We start from the raw sequence: 19,299 nt of genomic DNA on the forward strand, positions 1-19,299 counted from the left end.
CGGGTTCAGGCCGCGCCCGCCTCCGCCGTCACCGCGACCCCGCGTCCGAGCAGTTCCTCGTACGCCGCCCGGTCGAACTCGCCCGCCACCGGCGCCAGCACCGTCGCCGCCGACAGGGCGACCGCGCGGGTCAGCCGGTCCGGCCAGGGCAGGTGCTCCACCAGGCCGGAGAGCAGGCCCGCCACCGCGGAGTCGCCCGCGCCGGTCGGGTTGCCGTGGACGTGGGCCGGCGGTGCGGCCCGCCAGCGGCCCTCCGGGGTCACCGCGAGCAGCCCCTCGGCGCCCAGCGAGGCGACCACCGAGCGGGCACCGCGGCGCCGGGCGGCCTGCGCGGCCCGCTGCGGCTCGTGCGAGCCGGTCAGCTCGGCCAGCTCGTCGGCGTTCGGCTTGATCAGGTCCGGGCGGGCGGCGAGACCCCGCCGCAGCGGCTCCCCGCTGGTGTCGAGCAGCACCGGCACGCCCGCGGCGCGCGCGGCCCGCACCAGACCGGCGTACGCGCCCACCGGCACGCCCGGCGGCAGGCTGCCGCACAGGGCCACCGCGGCGGCGCCGGTCAGCAGGTCCTCGTACGCCTCCTGGAAGGCGTTCCACTCGGCGGGCGCCACGGCCGGTCCCGGCTCGTTGAGCTGGGTGGTGTCGCCGGTGCGCTCGTCGACGACGGCGACGGTGCGCCGCGTCGCCCCCGCGACCGGCACGAGCGCGTCGGTCACCCCGGGCACGCCGGTCAGCCGCTCGCGCACGACGCCGCCGGTGGTGCCGCCCGCGAAACCGGTGACCGTCACCTCGTGCCCGAGGGCCGCGAGGACGCGGGCCACGTTCAGCCCCTTGCCGCCGGGCCGCTCGGTCACCTCGGTCACCCGGTGGGAGGCGTGGGGCCTGAGGCCCTGGACGCGGTAGGTGATGTCGAGCGCGGTGTTGAGAGTGACGGTGAGGATCACCGTGCCGACCTCCCCCGATCGTGTGCGGCTGGGTGTGCCCGTGGGGCTGTGCTCCACGACACGATCATGCCAAACGGCGGGCGGTCGGCCCAGTCCCCGGGTCCGACCGGTGGCGGCCGGCCCCGGAGCGGCCCCGGAGCGGACTCGGGTACGGATCAGCCCAGTTGGGGATCGACCACCCATTCGCCCCGGCGCATGACGCCGACCAGGTCGAAGGCGTCGTCCAGGACCACCAGGTCGGCGTCCTTGCCCGGTTCCAGGGAGCCGACGCGGTCGTCCAGGCCGAGGAGCCGTGCCGGGTTGGCGGAGATCGCCGCGACGACGTCCTCCACGGGCAGCCGGTCGATGGTCACCGCCCGCTTGAACGCGCGGTCCAGGGTGAGCGTGGAGCCCGCGATCGAGCCGCCCTCCACCAGCCGGGCCACGCCGTCGGTGACCTCGACGTCCAGCGGGCCGAGCCGGTAGCGGCCGTCGCCGAAGCCGGCCGCGTCCATCGCGTCGGTGATGAAGGCGACCCGGGCCGCGCCCGCGTGGTGGAAGGCCAGCTGGAGCGCCGCCGGGTGCAGATGCGTGCCGTCGTTGATCAGCTCGACGGTGATCCGCTCGTCCTCGAGCAGTGCCGTGATGGGGCCCGGGGCGCGGTGACCGACCGGGGGCATCGCGTTGAAGAGGTGCGTGGCGACGGTGGCGCCCGCGTCGATGGCCCGCACGGTCTGCTCGTAGGTCGCGTCGGTGTGCCCGACGGCCGCGATCACGCCGTGCTCGACCAGCAGCCGTACGGAGTCCAGGCCGCCCGGCAGCTCGGTCGCCAGCGTCATCATCTTCGCGTGGCCGTGCGCCGCGTCGACCAGCTTGCGCACCTCGGCCGGGTCCGGGTCGCGCAGCAGCTGCTCGTCGTGGGCGCCCTTGCGGCAGGGCGAGATGAACGGCCCCTCGAAGTGGATGCCAACGATGTCGCCCTGCTGCGCCAGCTCGGCGAGCATCCCGGCGTGCCGGGCGAGGAAGTCCAGGTCACCGGTGACGGCGGAGGCGACCACCGTGGTGGTGCCGTGCCGGCGGTGGGTCTCGACGCCGGTCAGGACCTGCTCGGCCGTGCCGCCGGCGAAGGAGGCGCCGCCGCCGCCGTGGTTGTGGAGGTCGACGAAGCCGGGGACCACCCAGTGGCCCGACAGGTCGACGGTCTCGGCCTGCGGGGGAGCCGTGTCCGCGATCCGCGTGCCGTCGACGATCACGCGGCCGTCGTCCACGGTCCCGGTGGGCAGTACCACCCGGGCACCGGCGAGAACCTTGCTTGGGGCCATCAGGTGGTTACCTCCGGGGGAGTCGCGGCCGTGACAGCCGTGGAAGCTGTGGGAGTCGAAGCGGGCGGTGCGGGCGGTGCGGGCGGAGCAGCGGTGTCGAGCAGGTCCCAGGCCATCAGCCCGGCACCCAGGCAGCCGGCGGTGTCCCCGAGTGCGGCGGGGACGATCTCCGGCAGTTTCTGGAAGGTGACGCGGCGCCGGACCGCGTCCCGCAGCGGTGTGAACAAGGTTTCCCCCGCCTCGGCGAGGCCGCCACCGATGATCAGGACACGCGGGTCCAGCAGGGTGAGCGCGGTGACCAGCCCGTCGGCGAGCGCGTCCACGGCGTCCTGCCACACGGCGAGCGCGCGGGCGTCCCCCGACTCGACGGCCTTGGCGCAGTCGGCCGCGTCCGCCCCGGGGTCGCCGCAGGCCTGGGCCCACGCCTGGCTGACCGCCGACGCGGACGCGAACCGCTCCAGGCAGCCGCGCTGCCCGCACGGACAGGCGATGCCGCCGGGGCGTACGACGACGTGGCCGATCTCGCCCGCGAAGCCGTGCGCGCCGGCCTCGACCCGGCCGTCGATGCCGATGGCGCCCGCGATGCCGGTGCCCAGCGGCACGAACAGGAACCGGTCGGCGCCCTGCCCGGCACCGATCCGGCCCTCGGCGAGCCCGCCGGTGCGCACGTCGTGCCCGAGGGCGACCGGAATACCGCCGAGCCGCTCGCCGAGCAGCGCCCGCAGCGGGACGTCGCGCCAGCCGAGGTTGGCCGCGTACACGGCGACGCCCCGCTCGGCGTCGACGATGCCGGGGACGGCGACGCCGGCGGCACTGGCCGGCTCGCCGAACCGGTCCGCGCCGTAGGCCCGCAGTTCGGCGGCGAAGTCCAGGATGCCCGCCACGACCGCCTCGGGTCCCCGCTCACGGCCGGTGGCCCGGCGCGCCTGGTGCAGCAGCTCGCCCCCAGGCCCCGCCAGGGCGGCCTTCATCCCGGTGCCGCCCACATCGAGGGCGATGACATGTCTCACGGGGACAGTGTGGCCCGTACACCCGGGAGAGGTCTAGTCCACTGCGGTGGTGTAGACCTTAATCTGCTAAGCGAACGCACGAACGAGCAGTCAGGGTTGGGGAACAGGGTGCAGCGGCGTAGGACAGGAACGATCGCGGTGGTGTCCGCACTGGGCATGACGGCGGTCCTCGGCGGCTGCGGGCTGACCGGCGACTCCGACGGGGTGACCCTGAGGCTCGTCGCCGCCGACTACGGCGACAGCAAGGAGAACAGCTCCCAGAAGTACTGGGACGAGCTGGTCAAGTCCTACGAGGCCAAGAACCCCGACGTGCACGTGGACGTCACCGTCTACTCGTGGAACGACGTCGACCGCAAGGTCCGCGAGATGGTCGAGGCGGGCAAGGCGCCCGACATGGCCCAGATCGGCGCCTACTCCGACTACGCCGACAAGGACCTGCTCTACCGGGCCGACGACGTGCTCTCCATCCCGGTCCAGGCCGACTTCGTCTCCCAGCTGGCCGGCGCCGGCCAGGTCAACGGCGTGCAGTACGGGCTGCCCTTCGCGGCCTCCACCCGGGTGCTCTTCTACAACAAGACCCTCTTCAGCGAGGCCGGCGTCACCCCGCCCAAGTCCTGGGACGACCTCGCCGAGGCCGCCGAGGCGCTCGAGGACAAGGGCGTGAAGTACCCGTACGCCCTGCCGCTGGGCCCCGAGGAGGCCCCGGCCGAGACGATGCAGTGGATGCTCAGCGGCGGGGGCGGCTACACCGACGACGTCGGCACCTACTCCGTCGACTCCCCGCAGAACGTCGCCACCTTCACCTGGCTGCGCGACGAGCTGGTCGGCAAGGGCCTCACCGGCCCCGTCGCCCCCGGCAAGCTCAACCGCGCCGCCGCCTTCGACGCCTTCGCCAACGGGGACGTCGGCATGCTCAACGGGCACCCCTCGCTGATGAAAATGGCCTCCGACAAGGGCGTCAAGTACGGCATGGTGACCACCCCCGGCGCTGACGGCGAGAGCAGGAACACCCTCGGTGTCTCCGACTGGATGACGGCCTTCAAGAAGAACGGCCACCAGGAGGAGATCGGCGACTTCCTCGACTTCGTCTACAGCGAGGAGAACGTCCTCGACTTCTCCCGCGAGTACGGTCTGCTGCCCGTGACCACCTCCGCCTCGCAGACCATGAGCACCGCGCCGGAGGACAAGAAGCTCAAGCCGTTCCTGGACGAACTGCTGCTCTCCCAGCTGTACCCGGTCGGCAAGACCTCCTGGGCCTCGGTCAGCGCGGACGTCAAGAAGCACATCGGCGAGGCGGTCGCCCCCGGCGGCAGCCCCGGGGAGGTCCTCGGCGAGATCCAGGCGACCGCGATGCGGGCCGGCAGCGCGGAGTAGCGGCCGCGTTGTCGGTGGCGGGCGTTACGTTGTCGTACATGGACCTGGGAGAGCTGGCCGAGCGGGAGCGGAGCATCCTCGCGCTGGAGCGCCGGGGCTTCTCCGGCCCCGGCGCCAAGGAGCGCGCCGTCCGCGAGGAGCTGGGCCTGGCCCCCGTCCGCTACTACCAGCTCCTCAACGCCCTCCTCGACGACCCCCGCGCCCTGGCCTGCGACCCGGTGACGGTCAACCGCCTGCGCCGGATACGGGAGTCGCGCCGCGCGGAGCGCTGAGGTTGGCTTCGGCCCCGGCGGGATAGGTTCGCCGTATGGGCAGCCACCAGGACTCCACCCGAGACGACTCCCCACACCCCCTGCCGACGCCCGCGACGGCCGCCGGACGCGAAGGGCTGGACGCCCTCCTCGCCGAGCCCGGCCGCGCGCTGGTCGCGCTCGACTTCGACGGCACGCTCGCCCCGATCGTGCCCGACCCCGACCGGGCCCGCGCCCACCCCGGGGCCGTACCGGCGCTCGCCGCCCTGGCCCCGAAGGTCGCCTCGGTCGCCGTGATCACCGGCCGCCCCGCCGAGGTCGCCGTCCACCACGGCGGCTTCGCGGACGTCCCCGGCCTCGACCACCTCGTCGTCCTCGGCCACTACGGCGCCGAGCGCTGGGACGCCGCCACCGGCACCCTCACCACGCCCGAACCGCACCCCGGCGTCGCCGCCGTCCGCGCCGCGCTGCCGGGCCTCCTCGAGCGGTCCGGGCCCGCGGCGCAGGGCACCTGGACGGAGGACAAGGGCCACGCGGTCGCCGTCCACACCCGCCGCGCCCCCGACCCGCAGGCCGCCTTCGACGCCCTGCGCGCCCCCCTCGCCGACCTGGCCGCCCGCCACGGCCTGATCGTCGAACCCGGCCGCATGGTCCTGGAACTGCGCCCGCCCGGCATGGACAAGGGCGCCGCCCTCAGGTCGTACGTCCACTCCCTCGACGCCGGCTCCGTCCTCTTCGCCGGCGACGACCTCGGCGACCTCCCGGCCTACGCGGCCGTCGACACCCTCCGCACCGAGGGCACCCCGGGCCTCCTGGTCTGCAGCGCCAGCGACGAGGTCACGGAACTGCGGAAACGCGCGGACGTCGAGGTACCCGGCCCGGCCGGAGTGGTGACCCTGCTGGCGGCCCTCGCACACCGGCTGGCCTGAGGCGACGTCGTCGGGAAACGGCGGCCCCGTCAGCCGCGCAGCGCCTCCAGCTGCTCCAGGAACCAGCGCGCCGGGGGCAGCGCGGTGCCGGCGGCCGCCAGCCGCTCCGACCGCTCGGCCCGTTCCCCCGCCGGCAGGCCGAGCGCCTCGTGCAGCGCGTCCGCCGTCCCCACCACGTCGTACGGGTTCACCACCACCGCGTCCCGGCCCAGCTCCTCGTACGCCCCCGCCTCCCGCGACAGCACCAGCGCGCACCCCGCGTCGGAGACGAGCGGCACCTCCTTCGCGACCAGGTTCATCCCGTCCCGGACGGGGTTGACCAGCGCCACGTCCGCCAGCCGGTACGCGGCGAGGGACCGCGCGAAGTCGTCCTTCAGATTCAGCACGACCGGCGTCCACCCCGGCGTGCCGAACTCCTCGTTGACCGCGTGCGCGACCCGCTCCACCTCGGCCGTGTACTCCCGGTACACGGCGAGATCCTGCCGCGAGGGATACGCGAACGCGACGTGCACGACCCGCTCGCGCCACTCCGGCCGCCCGGCCAGCAGTTCCCGGTAGGCCAGCAGCCCCCGCACGATGTTCTTGGACAGCTCGGTGCGGTCCACCCGCACGATCGTGCGGCGCGCGCCGCCCTCCGGCGCGGTGCCGATCTCCTCCCGCAGCGCCGCCATCCGCTCCTCGACGTCCGCCTCGTGCGACCGCTTGCGCAGGAAGTCCCCGTCGGCGCCGAGCCCGTGCACGCCGATCTCCGTGCCGCCCGTGCCGCCCACCACGGCGTCGCAGCAGGCGGTGAACGCGTCGGCCCAGCGCCGGGTGAGGAAGCCGAGCCGGTCGGCGCCCAGCATCCCGCGCAGCACCTGCTCGGCGATGTCGTCCGGCAGCAGCCGGAAGTAGTCGACCGGGGCCCAGGGCGTGTGCGAGAAGTGGCCGATCCGGAGGTCGGGGCGCAGCTCGCGCAGCATCCCCGGCACCAGCGTCAGGTGGTAGTCCTGCACGATCGCGACCGCGCCCTCGGCGGCCTCCTCGGCCAGCGCCTCGGCGAAGGCCCGGTTGTACGCCTCGTAGGAGGCCCACTGCCGCCGGAACTCCGCGTCGAAGACCGGCTCCAGGGGCGTCTGGTACAGCATGTGGTGCACGAACCACAGCACCGAGTTGGCGATCCCGTTGTACGCGTCCGCGTGCACGTCGGCCGGCACGTCCAGCATCCGTACGCCGTCCTCGCCGACCCCGCGCCGCACCGCCTCGCGGTCGCCGTCGCCGAGCGCCGAGCACACCCACAGCGCGCCCGCGTCCGGCCCGATGGCCGACAGTCCCGAGACCAGCCCGCCACCGCCCCGCTTGGCGTGCAGCGACCCGTCCTCCCGCACCTCGTACGAGACCGGCCCCCGGTTGGAGGCGACCAGCACCTGAGCAGCACCGAAGCTTGAAGCCATACGCCTCAACCTAGCCCGGCCCCCCGAACCTCAAACGTTCCCCGGTGTCACCCCGGCTGCGATTCGGTCACGCGTCTTGTGTGGGAACTGTGAACGGGCTGAGGATGTGCGGTGCACATTTCAACTTCTTGGGGGGTGGGCGAACCATGCCCATACGTACACACACGCGACACCCGCGCGGGAGCAGACTCGTCGCCCCGGCGGCACTGATCGCGGCCTGCGCGCTGGCCCTGGCGGGCTGCGGCGACGGAGACGGCGACGCGGGCGCGAAGGCGGCGGCCACGACGACGACCCCGACCGCCACCGCCACGCCGAGCGGCAGTCCCACCCCCGAGGCGTCCCCGAGCACCGAGACCCCGGCGCCCACGCCCACCCCGACCGCCGTCACGCTGCCGGACCTCACCGGCGGCAGCATCGGGGCGGCCGTCGGGGCCGCCAAGAAGGCGGGCGTGCACTACACCGTGAGTCTCCAGGGCACCGGACAGCGGGCCTCCTCCTGGGGCAGCGGCGAGAAGGTCTGCGCGCAGAGCGGCGGCCCCGGCACCGTGACCTTCACCGTCCCCCGCGACGGCCGCGACTGCGCCGGACGCCTGCTGCACACGCCGAAGCCGACCCCGAAGCCCTCGAAGACCCGGGCCGACGGCACCGGCGGCACGAGCGGCGGCGGCGGCACCGGCGGCGGCTCGGGCGGCGGCTCCGGCGTCTGCGAGCTGATGAGCCCGGCCGGCAACTGCTACGCCGACGGCCAGTTCTGCGCCAAGAAGCACCGGGGCCTGCACACCCACGGCCGCGGCGGCGAGTACCTGACCTGCGAGCTGGACTCCGGCGGCCGGTGGCGCTGGTCGGACGGCGTCCCCGGCTGAGACCCGGGGGTCAGGCCGCCTTCCGGGCCGCGTACTCCGCGATCTCCGTCATCGGGGGCCGTTCCTCGGTGTCCACGGCGTAGGTGCGCGGCTCGAAGCCGTCGGCGCCGCGTTCGAACTGGGTGAGCGTCGGCCGGACCAGGTGGCCGCGGGCCAGCCGCAGCTGGGCGGTGCGGTAGATCGCGGCGGCCATCCGGCCCAGCGCCCGGCCGTCCTGGTGGCGGTGGACGCGGACCCCGACGTCCACCTGCGCGAGCGCGTCCAGGCCGACCAGGTGCAGGGCGTCGACCAGCATGCCCAGTTCGACGCCGTAGCCGACCGGGAAGGGCAGCCGTTCCAGCAGGGAGCGGCGGGCCGCGTACTCGCCGCCCAGCGGCTGGACGAAGCCGGCCAGCCGCGGCCAGTGCAGGTTGAGCAGCGGGCGCGCCATCAGCTCCGTGACCCGGCCGCCCTGCCCGGCCGCCCCGCCGAGCGGACGGTCGTACATGGCCTTGACCAGGTGCACGTCCGGGTCGGTGAGCAGCGGGCCGACGATCCCGGAGACGAAGTCGGCGGAGAACTCGCGCAGGTCGGCGTCGACGAAGCAGACGATGTCCCCGCCGGTGACCAGCAGCGACCGCCACAGCACCTCGCCCTTGCCCGGCACGGCGGGGATGCGGGGCAGGATCGAGTCCCGGTGCACGACGCGGGCACCCGCCGCCGCGGCCACCTCCGAGGTACGGTCGCTCGATCCGGAGTCCACGACCACGATCTCGTCGACGAGCGGGACCCGGAGCATCAGCTCCCGCCGGATCACCGTGACGATGTCCCCGACCGTCGCCTCCTCGTCCAGGGCGGGCAGCACCACGCTGACCGACTGCCCGGTGGCGTGCTTGGCGGACAGGAGCTGCCGGACGGTCCGGTCCCCGGCGGACCAGGAGCGTGCGTTCAGCCAGCGCTCGACTTCTTCCAGCACGTCCGGTGGTCTCCTTCGTGATCCGTGGTGATCCGTTGTGATCCATCTCGCGGTACGGACGACTATCTCAACGGCCTTGGCCTTCGGTTACAGTCTTGAACAACGCGTGGGACCACCGCATGCCGGGGTCGCCGCGCGCACCACCGTCAAACAACTTCATACCGCTCATCCAGAGGGGCAGAGGGATACGGCCCGATGAAGCCCCGGCAACCCTCCAGCCGGCTCTTGTCACACGGACGTGGCGAGGCTCCCGGCTAGGGAAGGTGCCAAATCCGTCTCACGGCGAGATGCGTCGTGAGGAAGATGAGGAGAAAGGGCCTCGCCTCCATGGCTGTGCAGACTGCCGAAACCCCCGCGAACTCCACCGACGGCACCGTCGACCTCGGCCCCGCCGCCGCGCTGAGCTGCCGGGAGTGCGGCCACCAGGTCCCGCTCGGACCCGTCTTCGCCTGCGAAGAGTGTTTCGGCCCCCTCGAGATCGCCTACGACTTCTCCGCCTACGACACCGAAGAGCTGCGCAAGCGGATCGAAGCGGGCCCCGCGAACATCTGGCGCTACGCCCCCCTGCTGCCCGTCCCCGCCGACGTCGCGACCAAGCCGAACATCAACCCCGGCTGGACCAAGCTCGTCCAGGCCGACAACCTCGCCCGCGAGCTGGGCGTCACCGGCGGTCTGTACGTCAAGGACGACTCCGGCAACCCCACGCACTCCTTCAAGGACCGCGTCGTCGCCCAGGCCATCGAGGCCGCCCGCGCCTTCGGCTTCACCACCCTGTCCTGCTCCTCCACCGGCAACCTCGCCGGTGCCGTCGGTGCCGCCGCCGCCCGGGCCGGCTTCCGCTCCTGCGTGTTCATCCCGCACGACCTGGAGCAGGGCAAGGTCGTCATGGCCGCCGTCTACGGCGGCGAGCTGGTCGGCATCGAGGGCAACTACGACGACGTGAACCGCTTCTGCTCCGAGCTGATCGGCGACCCGGCCGGCGAGGGCTGGGGCTTCGTCAACGTCAACCTGCGCCCCTACTACGCCGAGGGTTCCAAGACCCTCGCGTACGAGATCTGCGAGCAGCTCGGCTGGCGGCTGCCCGACCAGCTCGTCGTGCCGATCGCGTCCGGCTCCCAGCTGACGAAGATCGACAAGGGGCTGAAGGAGCTGATCGGGCTCGGCCTGGTCGAGGACAAGCCCTACAAGATCTTCGGCGCGCAGGCCGAGGGCTGCTCGCCGGTCTCCACGGCGTTCAAGGCCGGTCACGACGTGGTCCGCCCGCAGAAGCCGAACACCATCGCCAAGTCGCTGGCCATCGGCAACCCGGCCGACGGCCCCTACGTCCTCGACATCGCCCGCCGCACCGGCGGTGCCGTGGAGGACGTGACCGACGAGCAGGTCGTGGACGCGATCAAGCTGCTCGCCCGCACGGAGGGCATCTTCGCCGAGACGGCGGGCGGTGTGACGGTCGGCGTGACGAAGAAGCTGATCGAGAACGGCGTCCTCGACCCGTCGCTCACCACCGTCGTCCTCAACACCGGCGACGGACTGAAGACCCTCGACGCGGTGGCCGGCACCGGCCTCACCGCCACGATCCGTCCCAACCTGGACTCCTTCCGAGAGGCTGGCCTCGCATGAGCGTGACCGTTCGCATCCCGACCATCCTGCGCACCTACACCGGCGGCAAGGCCGAGGTGAGCGCCGACGGCGCCAACCTCGGGGAGGTCATCACGGACCTGGAGAAGAACCACACCGGCATCGCCGCCCGCGTCCTGGACGACCAGGGCAAGCTGCGCCGCTTCGTCAACGTCTACGTCAACGACGACGACGTCCGCTTCGAGCAGGGCCTGGAGACGGCGACGCCGGACGGCGCCGGTGTCTCGATCATCCCGGCGGTCGCCGGCGGCTGATACGTGTCGTAGCGTGACTTGCCCTCTCCGTGAGAGAAACGGAGGGGGCAATTCCATGTGGTTGAGCGCGGTAGAGTTGGGGAACGCGCTCCCGATCGACACAACGGGAACCGTTAATTCCTGCCGTCCGTCCGACAAGAAGTAGCCAAAGTGCGGACGTGTTCTGTGGCTTTTGTTCTCTTTGTGTGCCCCGACTTGACCCGAATTCAGGCGAATTCTCGCCACATTCCGGACCGGGCGCGTCCAGATTTCTCGTCCGATTGACCTGTTGCAGACGGCAGTTGGACAGATACATTCAGCCGCGGTCGACGCGTTCCGGCGCACGCCCCCAGTCGTGAGGGGGCGAGGTCTGACCCGGATTCGCGAAGTGCGGATCTGTGCAAGGGCCAGTAATAGGGGAGTTAGGCATGGCTCAGGGCACCGTCAAGTGGTTCAACGCGGAGAAGGGGTACGGCTTCATCGCGGTCGACGGTGGTGCGGATGTATTCGTCCACTACAGCGCGATTCAGATGGACGGCTACCGCACCCTCGAAGAAGGCCAGCGGGTCGAGTTCGAGATCTCGCAGGGTCAGAAGGGCCCGCAGGCCGACATGGTTCGCCTCAGCGCCTGAGACGCGCGGCCACCGCAGCACCCGGTCTTCATCCGAAGGGCCCGTACCTCCAGGGGTACGGGCCCTTCGGCCTGCCCGGACGCCCGTCGCCCCCTTGTTCGCGGGTGGCTGACCGGCGGGCCGGATCAGCGAGAGGCGCTTGCACTCGATGGGGGCGAGTGCTAATCATTGGCGTTAGCACTCTGAAGGTGAGAGTGACAACGAAGGACCGGGTCGGTGAGGCCCGCAGGCCGGGTGGGGAAGGAACCACAAGGTCGGCGAGCCGTCCGTCGCGGGCGCGGGCGCGGTCCGAAGGAATCACCCCCAGTCCTGGAGGGACCACTTCACATGGCCAAGATCATCGCGTTCGACGAGGAGGCGCGGCGCGGCCTCGAGCGCGGCATGAACCAGCTCGCGGACGCCGTCAAGGTGACGCTCGGCCCCAAGGGCCGCAACGTCGTCCTCGAGAAGAAGTGGGGCGCCCCCACGATCACCAACGATGGTGTCTCCATCGCCAAGGAGATCGAGCTCGAGGACCCGTACGAGAAGATCGGCGCCGAGCTGGTCAAGGAAGTCGCCAAGAAGACGGACGACGTCGCCGGTGACGGTACGACCACCGCGACCGTTCTCGCCCAGGCCCTGGTCAAGGAAGGCCTGCGCAACGTCGCGGCCGGCGCCAACCCGATGGCCCTGAAGCGCGGTATCGAGAAGGCCGTCGAGGCCGTCTCCGCCGCCCTGCTCGAGCAGGCCAAGGACGTCGAGACCAAGGAGCAGATCGCCTCCACGGCCTCCATCTCCGCCGCCGACACCCAGATCGGCGAGCTCATCGCCGAGGCCATGGACAAGGTCGGCAAGGAAGGCGTCATCACCGTCGAGGAGTCCCAGACCTTCGGTCTGGAGCTGGAGCTCACCGAGGGTATGCGCTTCGACAAGGGCTACATCTCGGCGTACTTCGCCACCGACATGGAGCGTATGGAGGCGTCGCTCGACGACCCGTACATCCTGATCGCCAACTCCAAGATCGGCAACGTCAAGGACCTGCTGCCGCTCCTGGAGAAGGTCATGCAGTCGGGCAAGCCGCTGCTGATCATCGCCGAGGACGTCGAGGGCGAGGCCCTGTCGACCCTGGTCGTCAACAAGATCCGCGGCACCTTCAAGTCCGTCGCCGTCAAGGCCCCGGGCTTCGGCGACCGCCGCAAGGCCATGCTCGGCGACATCGCCATCCTCACGGGCGGCGAGGTCATCTCCGAGGAGGTCGGCCTCAAGCTCGAGAACGCCTCGCTGGACCTGCTGGGCAGCGCGCGCAAGGTCGTCATCACCAAGGACGAGACCACGATCGTGGACGGCGCCGGCTCGGCCGACCAGGTCCAGGGCCGGGTCAACCAGATCCGCGCCGAGATCGAGAACAGCGACTCGGACTACGACCGCGAGAAGCTCCAGGAGCGTCTGGCGAAGCTGGCCGGCGGCGTGGCCGTCATCAAGGCCGGTGCCGCCACCGAGGTCGAGCTCAAGGAGCGCAAGCACCGCATCGAGGACGCCGTTCGCAACGCGAAGGCGGCCGTCGAGGAGGGCATCGTCGCCGGTGGTGGCGTGGCCCTGCTCCAGGCCTCCCAGGTCTTCGAGAAGCTGGAGCTGTCGGGTGACGAGGCGACCGGCGCCAACGCCGTGAAGCTCGCCCTGGAGGCCCCGCTGAAGCAGATCGCCGTCAACGGCGGTCTCGAGGGCGGCGTCGTCGTGGAGAAGGTCCGCAACCTGACCGTCGGCCACGGCCTGAACGCCGCCTCCGGTGAGTACGTCGACATGATCGCCGAGGGCATCATCGACCCGGCGAAGGTGACCCGTTCCGCGCTGCAGAACGCCGCCTCCATCGCCGCGCTGTTCCTCACCACCGAGGCCGTCATCGCCGACAAGCCCGAGAAGGCCGCCGCGGCGGGCGCCCCGGGCGGCATGCCGGGCGGTGACATGGACTTCTGATCGACCGGTTCCGGTTGATCGACCGTCCGGTACGGACCGAGGGCGGCACTTCCCGAGAGGGGGGTGCCGCCCTCGGGCGTCTCCGGCTGTGGGCAGGCTCACATCGGGGCGCCGGGCGGAATGGTCCGGCGGGGCGGTCCCGTTCCCGTGGGAGTGCGTTGCATGCGCGCGCACATACCAATCGGTACCCACCTCAGGAGCCCCCACGTGACCGTCACCCCCGCCGAGGCCGCCACCCGCGCCGCCCAGCTCCTCGCCCGCCCGGCCACCATCAACGGCCTCACCGTGCCCAACCGCATCGCGATGGCCCCGATGACCCGGATGTTCTCCCCGGGCGGCGTCCCCGGCGAGGACGTGGTCTCGTACTACTCCCGCCGCGCCGCCGCCGGAGTCGGACTGATCGTCACCGAGGGCACCTACGTCGGCCACGACTCCGCCGGGCAGAGCGACCGCGTGCCGCGCTTCCACGGTGAGGAGCAGCTCGCCGGGTGGGCGAAGGTCGCCGGGGCGGTGCACGCGGCGGGCGGCACGATCGTGCCGCAGCTGTGGCACATCGGCATGGTCCGCAAGGCCGGGGACCAGCCCTTCCCGGACGCCCCCGCCGTCGGCCCGTCCGGCCTGCGCATCGGCGCGGACGAGCCCACCGGCAGGGTGATGACCCAGCGCGACCTGGACGACGTCATCGGCGCCTTCGCCGAGTCCGCCGCGGCCGCCGAGCGCATCGGCTTCGACGGCGTGGAGATCCACGGCGCCCACGGCTACCTGGTCGACCAGTTCCTGTGGTCCGGCACCAACCGCCGCACCGACGCCTACGGCGGCGACCCCGTGGCCCGGGCGAAGTTCGCCGCCGAGATCGTGGCCGCCGTACGGGAGACCGTCTCCCCGGACTTCCCCGTGATCTTCCGCTACTCCCAGTGGAAGCAGGAGGCCTACGACGCCCGTCTCGCCGAGACCCCCCAGGAGCTGGAGGCCATCCTCGCCCCGCTCGCCTCGGCCGGAGTGGACGCCTTCCACGCCTCCACCCGCCGCTACTGGGTCCCGGAGTTCGAGGACTCGGACCTCAACCTGGCCGGCTGGACCAAGAAGCTCACCGGCAGGACCGCCATCACCGTCGGCTCGGTCGGCCTCGACGGCGACTTCGACAAGGCCTTCCAGGGCGAGGGTGCCTCCGTCCGGGGCCTCGACAACCTCCTCGACCGCATGGAGCGCGACGAGTTCGACCTCGTCGCCGTCGGCCGCGCGCTGCTCCAGGACCCGCGGTGGGCCGAGAAGGTCCTCACCGGCCGCTTCGGCGAACTCGCCCCGTACGACGCGGCGTCGCTGAAGACCCTCAGCTGAGCGCGGTGCGCACCACGGCGTAGGGTCCGGAGGATGACGATCCCTGAACCCGTCGTGTCAGTGGAACCCGTGGTGCGCACCTCCTCCGGCGCGGTGCGCGGCCGGACCGAGGAGGGCCTGGCCGTCTTCCGCGGCATCCCCTTCGCCCAGCCACCGGTGGGAGACGCCCGGTTCGCCGCCCCGCGCCGCGTCCGCCCCTGGGACGGCATACGCGAGGCGTACGCCTTCGGGCCGCCGCCCCCGCAGGACCTCGGTCCCGCGGGCACCGTCGGCCCCCCGGACGTCCCCGAGGGCGACGACTGGCTGACGGTCAACGTCTGGACCCCCGCTCCCGACCCCGCCGCCCGCCGCCCGGTCATGGTCTGGATCCACGGCGGCGCCTACAAGATGGGTCACTCCGGCAGCCCCGCGTACGACGCCCGCCGTATCGCCGCCGACGGCGACCTCGTCGTCGTCACCCTCAACTACCGCCTCGGCATGGAGGGGTTCGCCCACATCGAGGGCGCCCCCGCCAACCGGGGCCTGCTCGACCAGGTGGCGGCGCTGGCCTGGGTGCAGGACAACATCGCGGCGTTCGGCGGCGACCCCGGCCAGGTCACCGTCTTCGGCGAGTCGGCGGGCGCCGGGTCCGTGGCGGCCCTGCTGGCGATGCCCCGTGCGGCCGGGCTCTTCCGGCGGGCCGTCGCCCAGAGCGTGCCGGGCACCTACTTCTCCCCGGAACTCGCCGCCGACATCGGTGCCGCCCTCGCCGCCGAGGTGGGCCTGCGCCCGACCGTCGAAGACCTCGCGGACCTCACTCCGGACCAGCTCGTCGAGGCCGGCCAGGCCCTCGCCCCGAAGATGCCCGGCCGGGTCGGCCGCTGGGGACAGGCGGCGCCCACGGTGACCCCGTACGCGCCGGTCGTGGACGGCGAGTTCCTGCCGGTCGCGCCGTGGCGGGCGCTGGCCTCCGGTGCGGCCCGCGACATCGAGCTGATGGCGGGTCACAACAGGGACGAGAACCGCCTGTTCACCGCCATGGCGGGCAAGCTCGGCGCGATCGGCGAGGACCGTGCGAGCGCCGCCCTGCGCCTGTACGCCCCGGGCGGCGAGGCCGCCTACCGCGCCGCGTTCCCGGACGACTCCGCGAACGACCTCTACGAACGCGTCCAGACCGACTGGCTGTTCGCGATGCCGTCCCTGCACCTGGCCGAGGCCCACCTCGCGGGCGGCGGCCGGTCCCACGTCTACGAACTCACCTGGCCCGCCCCGGCGTTCGACGGCGCGCTGGGCGCCTGTCACGCGCTGGACATCCCCCTCCTCTTCGGCACCTTCCGGGAGAGCCTGGCGCTGCTCCAGTTCGGCGGCGCGGAGCCGTCCGAGGAGGCCCTGGCCCTGTCGTCCCGCTTCCGCGCCTCCTGGACGGCGTTCGCCCGGTCCGGCGACCCCGGCTGGCCCGCGTACGACACGGACCGGCGCCTGGTCCAGGTCCTGGACGCCGAGCCGAAGGTCGCGCCGTACCCGCAGGAGACGTCCCGACGCCTGTGGGACGGACACGAGTTCGCCCCCCTCCCGCTGGTGGGGCCGCAGCGATGACCGGCCGATCGAGGAGTACGGGGGAGGACCGTACATGTCTGGGGCCGCTGGAAATGACCGACGGCCGTTGGGGAGTCGGGGACGCCACCCGGCCCGGCACCCACTGGGTGGAGTTCCACCCGGAAGGGCTCTACCAGCACGAGCCGGACGCCGGGGGACGACTGGTCCCGTGGTCCCGGATCATGAACGGCATCAGGATCACCTGGGGCAAGCACTCCGGGGACACGAACAACAGGGGCCTGTACACGCTGAAGGGCATGGTCGCCACGCGTGACGGCGGCTGGTTGCACATGACGCTGCGCCACCCGTACGAGGACCACCAGCTGCGCTTCGACCAGCACGCGCGCCCCTACCGCGCGGTGGACGCGCTCCGGCTGGAATCCCTGCTGCGGCAGCTCACCGCCGAGGGGAAGCTCCCCCTCCTCGGCGATCCGGAATGGGTGGGTCGTGCCGCGGCCTCCCTGGCCGGCGGGAAGAACCGCTGGATCACCGGCCGCTCACTGCGGCAGGCGACGACGGAGGCCCTGGCGGCGGCCGGCCCCGGCAGCCCCTGACAGCGGCGTCGCCGTCGGCGCCAACCGGTGCGTCGACGGCGGCGGGACCCGGATCTGATCCGGCGGGGAGGGACTGTCTAGCGGTCCTCGTCCGGTGCCACGATGCGGTCGACCGCCGCCGCCACCAGCTCGTCGCGCTCGGCCGGGGTGAACACGTCCGGCAGCGTGAGCTGTTCGACGATCAGCCAGTTCAGGGTGAGCACGAGCAGCTTGACGGCCGTGGCGTCGCCGGGGAGGCCGGATGCCTCGTGGTGGGCGACGTTGGCGGCGACGTCCTCGCGGACGCGTTCGGTCAGCACCGCGCGCAGCTCGGGGCGCCGGGTGGCCTCCAGGCGCAGTTCGAGCAGGGCGAGGTAGCCGGTGCGGAACCCGGCGACCCGGTCGACCAGTTCGCGCATCAGCCGTACGTAGGTGTCGCGGTCGCGGGGGGCCGTGCGCCGGCGCGCGAGGGCGGCCTCGCCGGGGTGCAGCCGCTCGTAGACGCGGGCACCCGCCTGGGTGAGCAGGTCGTCGCGGCTGGCGAAGTAGTTGGACGCGGTGCCGGGCGGGACGGCCGCCTCCGTGTCCACCGCCCGGAAGGTCAGCCCCCGGGCGCCCTGCTCGGCCAGCACCTCGATCGCCGCGTCGACGAGGGCCGCACGGCGCTGGTCGTTCCGTCTCACCACGTCACAGCCCGCCCATCGGCTCGATGTCCACGCGTACCGGCGTGCCCCACACCCGCAGCACCTCGTAGTCGGTGAACTCGTGGACGAGCCGGTACGCCATCGCGGCGTGCGGGCCGCGCAGTTGGGCCGCGATGTACAGCTCGGCCTCGCGGCGGTCGCGGCGCGGGGTGCCGCACAGCTGCCACGCCTGGCCGTTCCACAGCTCGGGCAGCCAGCGCTGCTGGGGCTGCGGGCGGTCGCCCCGGACGCCGTAGCGGGACTGGACCGGCTCGGTGGGCCGGGACGGCGGCGGTCCGCCGCCGTACTCGGCGCGGCGGGCCGTGCGGCGGCGGGTCTCGCACAGCAGGCACAGGTCGGGGGCGGCCTTGTCGACCGGGCCGTTCGGGTGCTCGGGGCAGCGGGTGCTGGGGGCCGCCGTCGTGACGCTCTCCTCCAGCTGGTCCAGCGCGCGCTTCAGGTCCGCGCGGACCTCGTGGAGCTTGGTCTCCGGCGTGTCGGCGGTCAGGGCCTCGCCGTGCTCACCGAGGAGACGCAGGGCGCGGCCCAGGGCGGTCAGCTGGGCGTGGTTCATGTGCTTCAGAATCGCACACGGCGCCGACGGCCCCGGGCATCCGGCCGGACGGGACGGCCGGGGCGGTCAGCCGTGTGCCGCCGCCAGCGCCGCCCGCAGATGGCCGCCGGACTCGGTCAGGAGGCGGGCGGCCGTCGGGCCGTCCACGTCGGCCAGCAGGGCCAGGATCGCGTGCTTCACCTCGCCGTCGGTCGCCGTCAGGGCCCGCTCGATCTCGTCGTCGGCGGCGCCGGTGGCGAGCGCGACGATGCGGCGGGAGCGGGCGCGCAGCTTCTCGTTGGAGGCGCGCACGTCCACCATCAGGTTCCCGTACGTCTTGCCGAGCCGGATCATGGTGATCGTCGACAGCATGTTCAGGACCAGCTTCTGCGCCGTGCCCGCCTTCAGCCGGGTCGAGCCGGTGAGCAGCTCGGGCCCGGTCACCACCTCGATGCCGTGCTCCGCGGCGGCGGCCAGGGCGCTGCCCCGGTTGCAGGCGAGGCCGACGGTCAGGGCGCCCAGCGAGCGGGCGTGCTCGACGGCGCCGACGGCGTACGGGGTGCGGCCGGAGGCGGAGACGCCGACCACCGTGTCCTCGGCGGTCAGCTCGAGGGCGTCCAGGTCGGCGCGGGCCATCTCCGGGGAGTCCTCGGCGCCCTCGACGGAGGTGACCATCGCGTCCGGGCCGCCCGCGATCAGGCCGACGACCTGCCCCGGGCCGGTGTTGAAGGTGGGCGGGCACTCCGAGGCGTCCAGCACCCCGAGCCGGCCGGCCGTACCGGCGCCCGCGTAGATCAGCCGCCCGCCGCGCGCCATCCGGGCGGCCACGGCGTCGATCGCGGCGGCGATCTCCGGCAGCCGCTCGGCGACGGCGGCGGGCACGGCGGCGTCCTCGCCGTTCATCAGGCGGGTGATGTCGAGGGTGGGCAACTGATCGATCTCGGCCAGCTCCGGCCGGAACGCCTCGGTCGTCAACGTCTCCAACTGGGAGCGCAGGTCGGGGTGATGGGGGGTGGAGGTCATAAGGATGCAGCCCTTTTCAGCTTACGGTGGCTGTAGATACCCAGGGGTGCGGGTCTGTTTCGACGTGCGGCTCCGCCGCGTGGG

At 72.8% G+C, this 19,299-nt stretch carries 19 protein-coding genes and 1 riboswitch; of the genes, 11 read left to right on the forward strand and 8 right to left on the reverse strand.

Going from position 1 to position 19,299, the window contains the following annotated elements; genetic code table 11:
* Positions 1-5: 5 nt before the first annotated feature.
* The 3 genes from OHA99_RS20820 to OHA99_RS20830 form a co-directional block, all read right to left on the reverse strand.
* Positions 6-938, reverse strand: coding sequence for a 1-phosphofructokinase family hexose kinase (locus OHA99_RS20820; protein ID WP_153181901.1), 933 nt, complete (start codon positions 936-938; stop codon positions 6-8).
* 155 nt (positions 939-1,093) lie between these two features.
* A complete protein-coding gene (gene nagA, locus OHA99_RS20825; RefSeq protein ID WP_153179257.1) occupies positions 1,094-2,239 on the reverse strand; it encodes an N-acetylglucosamine-6-phosphate deacetylase in 1,146 nt (381 codons plus the stop codon).
* Positions 2,239-3,249, reverse strand: a complete 1,011-nt coding sequence (locus OHA99_RS20830; RefSeq protein ID WP_153179258.1) for an ROK family protein — start codon at positions 3,247-3,249, stop codon at positions 2,239-2,241. The genes nagA and OHA99_RS20830 overlap by 1 nt, the downstream gene beginning before the upstream one ends.
* A gap of 156 nt (positions 3,250-3,405) precedes the next feature.
* Between OHA99_RS20830 and OHA99_RS20835 the strand changes: the two genes are divergently transcribed.
* Genes OHA99_RS20835 through otsB form a run of 3 tightly spaced genes read left to right on the forward strand, consistent with a single transcriptional unit; the run spans position 3,406 to position 5,803 of the window.
* On the forward strand, positions 3,406-4,623 hold the full coding sequence (locus tag OHA99_RS20835) for an extracellular solute-binding protein (protein ID WP_194280302.1): 1,218 nt from the start codon (positions 3,406-3,408) through the stop codon (positions 4,621-4,623).
* Between the two features lie 38 nt (positions 4,624-4,661).
* Complete coding sequence (locus OHA99_RS20840) at positions 4,662-4,895, forward strand: DUF3263 domain-containing protein (RefSeq protein WP_042822413.1); 234 nt, start codon at positions 4,662-4,664, stop codon at positions 4,893-4,895.
* Positions 4,896-4,930: 35 nt separating this feature from the next.
* The gene (gene otsB, locus OHA99_RS20845) at positions 4,931-5,803 is read left to right on the forward strand and encodes a trehalose-phosphatase (RefSeq protein WP_164384265.1); all 873 of its coding nucleotides are present in this window, start codon (positions 4,931-4,933) and stop codon (positions 5,801-5,803) included.
* Positions 5,804-5,832: 29 nt separating this feature from the next.
* Here otsB and OHA99_RS20850 read toward each other — a convergent pair whose 3' ends face one another.
* Positions 5,833-7,236, reverse strand: a complete 1,404-nt coding sequence (locus tag OHA99_RS20850; RefSeq protein ID WP_164384266.1) for a trehalose-6-phosphate synthase — start codon at positions 7,234-7,236, stop codon at positions 5,833-5,835.
* 146 nt (positions 7,237-7,382) lie between these two features.
* On the opposite strand from OHA99_RS20850, the gene OHA99_RS20855 reads away from it, so the two are divergent.
* Entirely contained in the window at positions 7,383-8,099 is a 717-nt protein-coding gene (locus OHA99_RS20855) for a hypothetical protein (RefSeq protein WP_381499348.1), read from the forward strand.
* Between the two features lie 10 nt (positions 8,100-8,109).
* On the opposite strand, the gene OHA99_RS20860 is transcribed toward OHA99_RS20855, so the two are convergent.
* Complete coding sequence (locus OHA99_RS20860) at positions 8,110-9,054, reverse strand: glucosyl-3-phosphoglycerate synthase (RefSeq protein ID WP_153179263.1); 945 nt, start codon at positions 9,052-9,054, stop codon at positions 8,110-8,112.
* A gap of 162 nt (positions 9,055-9,216) precedes the next feature.
* Positions 9,217-9,364: riboswitch (SAM riboswitch) on the forward strand.
* Between the two features lie 17 nt (positions 9,365-9,381).
* Between OHA99_RS20860 and thrC the strand changes: the two genes are divergently transcribed.
* From thrC to OHA99_RS20895, 7 genes are all read left to right on the forward strand, one after another.
* The gene (gene thrC / locus OHA99_RS20865; protein WP_164384268.1) at positions 9,382-10,674 is read left to right on the forward strand and encodes a threonine synthase; all 1,293 of its coding nucleotides are present in this window, start codon (positions 9,382-9,384) and stop codon (positions 10,672-10,674) included.
* The gene (locus OHA99_RS20870) at positions 10,671-10,946 is read left to right on the forward strand and encodes a MoaD/ThiS family protein (protein WP_007388715.1); all 276 of its coding nucleotides are present in this window, start codon (positions 10,671-10,673) and stop codon (positions 10,944-10,946) included. The genes thrC and OHA99_RS20870 overlap by 4 nt, the downstream gene beginning before the upstream one ends.
* 407 nt (positions 10,947-11,353) lie before the next feature.
* Positions 11,354-11,557, forward strand: coding sequence for a cold-shock protein (locus OHA99_RS20875; protein ID WP_004929928.1), 204 nt, complete (start codon positions 11,354-11,356; stop codon positions 11,555-11,557).
* A gap of 327 nt (positions 11,558-11,884) precedes the next feature.
* Positions 11,885-13,510, forward strand: coding sequence for a chaperonin GroEL (gene groL / locus OHA99_RS20880; protein ID WP_153179264.1), 1,626 nt, complete (start codon positions 11,885-11,887; stop codon positions 13,508-13,510).
* 207 nt (positions 13,511-13,717) lie between these two features.
* Positions 13,718-14,848, forward strand: coding sequence for an NADH:flavin oxidoreductase (locus OHA99_RS20885; RefSeq protein WP_405697184.1), 1,131 nt, complete (start codon positions 13,718-13,720; stop codon positions 14,846-14,848).
* Positions 14,849-14,881: 33 nt separating this feature from the next.
* Positions 14,882-16,423 (forward strand): carboxylesterase/lipase family protein, encoded by a 1,542-nt coding sequence (locus tag OHA99_RS20890; protein WP_405697187.1) that lies wholly within the window; start codon positions 14,882-14,884, stop codon positions 16,421-16,423.
* 53 nt (positions 16,424-16,476) lie between these two features.
* On the forward strand, positions 16,477-16,977 hold the full coding sequence (locus OHA99_RS20895) for a hypothetical protein (RefSeq protein WP_405697190.1): 501 nt from the start codon (positions 16,477-16,479) through the stop codon (positions 16,975-16,977).
* A gap of 77 nt (positions 16,978-17,054) precedes the next feature.
* Here OHA99_RS20895 and OHA99_RS20900 read toward each other — a convergent pair whose 3' ends face one another.
* The 3 genes from OHA99_RS20900 to murQ all read right to left on the reverse strand — a co-directional run bounded on the left by OHA99_RS20900 (position 17,055) and on the right by murQ (position 19,215).
* The gene (locus OHA99_RS20900) at positions 17,055-17,642 is read right to left on the reverse strand and encodes a TetR/AcrR family transcriptional regulator (protein WP_153179268.1); all 588 of its coding nucleotides are present in this window, start codon (positions 17,640-17,642) and stop codon (positions 17,055-17,057) included.
* A gap of 1 nt (position 17,643) precedes the next feature.
* On the reverse strand, positions 17,644-18,213 hold the full coding sequence (locus OHA99_RS20905; RefSeq protein WP_405697193.1) for a hypothetical protein: 570 nt from the start codon (positions 18,211-18,213) through the stop codon (positions 17,644-17,646).
* A gap of 66 nt (positions 18,214-18,279) precedes the next feature.
* A complete protein-coding gene (gene murQ / locus OHA99_RS20910) occupies positions 18,280-19,215 on the reverse strand; it encodes an N-acetylmuramic acid 6-phosphate etherase (RefSeq protein ID WP_405697196.1) in 936 nt (311 codons plus the stop codon).
* Positions 19,216-19,299 lie beyond the last annotated feature (84 nt).

Origin of the sequence: Streptomyces coelicoflavus (assembly GCF_045041415.1) — a bacterium.
GTDB classification, from domain to species: domain Bacteria; phylum Actinomycetota; class Actinomycetes; order Streptomycetales; family Streptomycetaceae; genus Streptomyces; species Streptomyces coelicoflavus.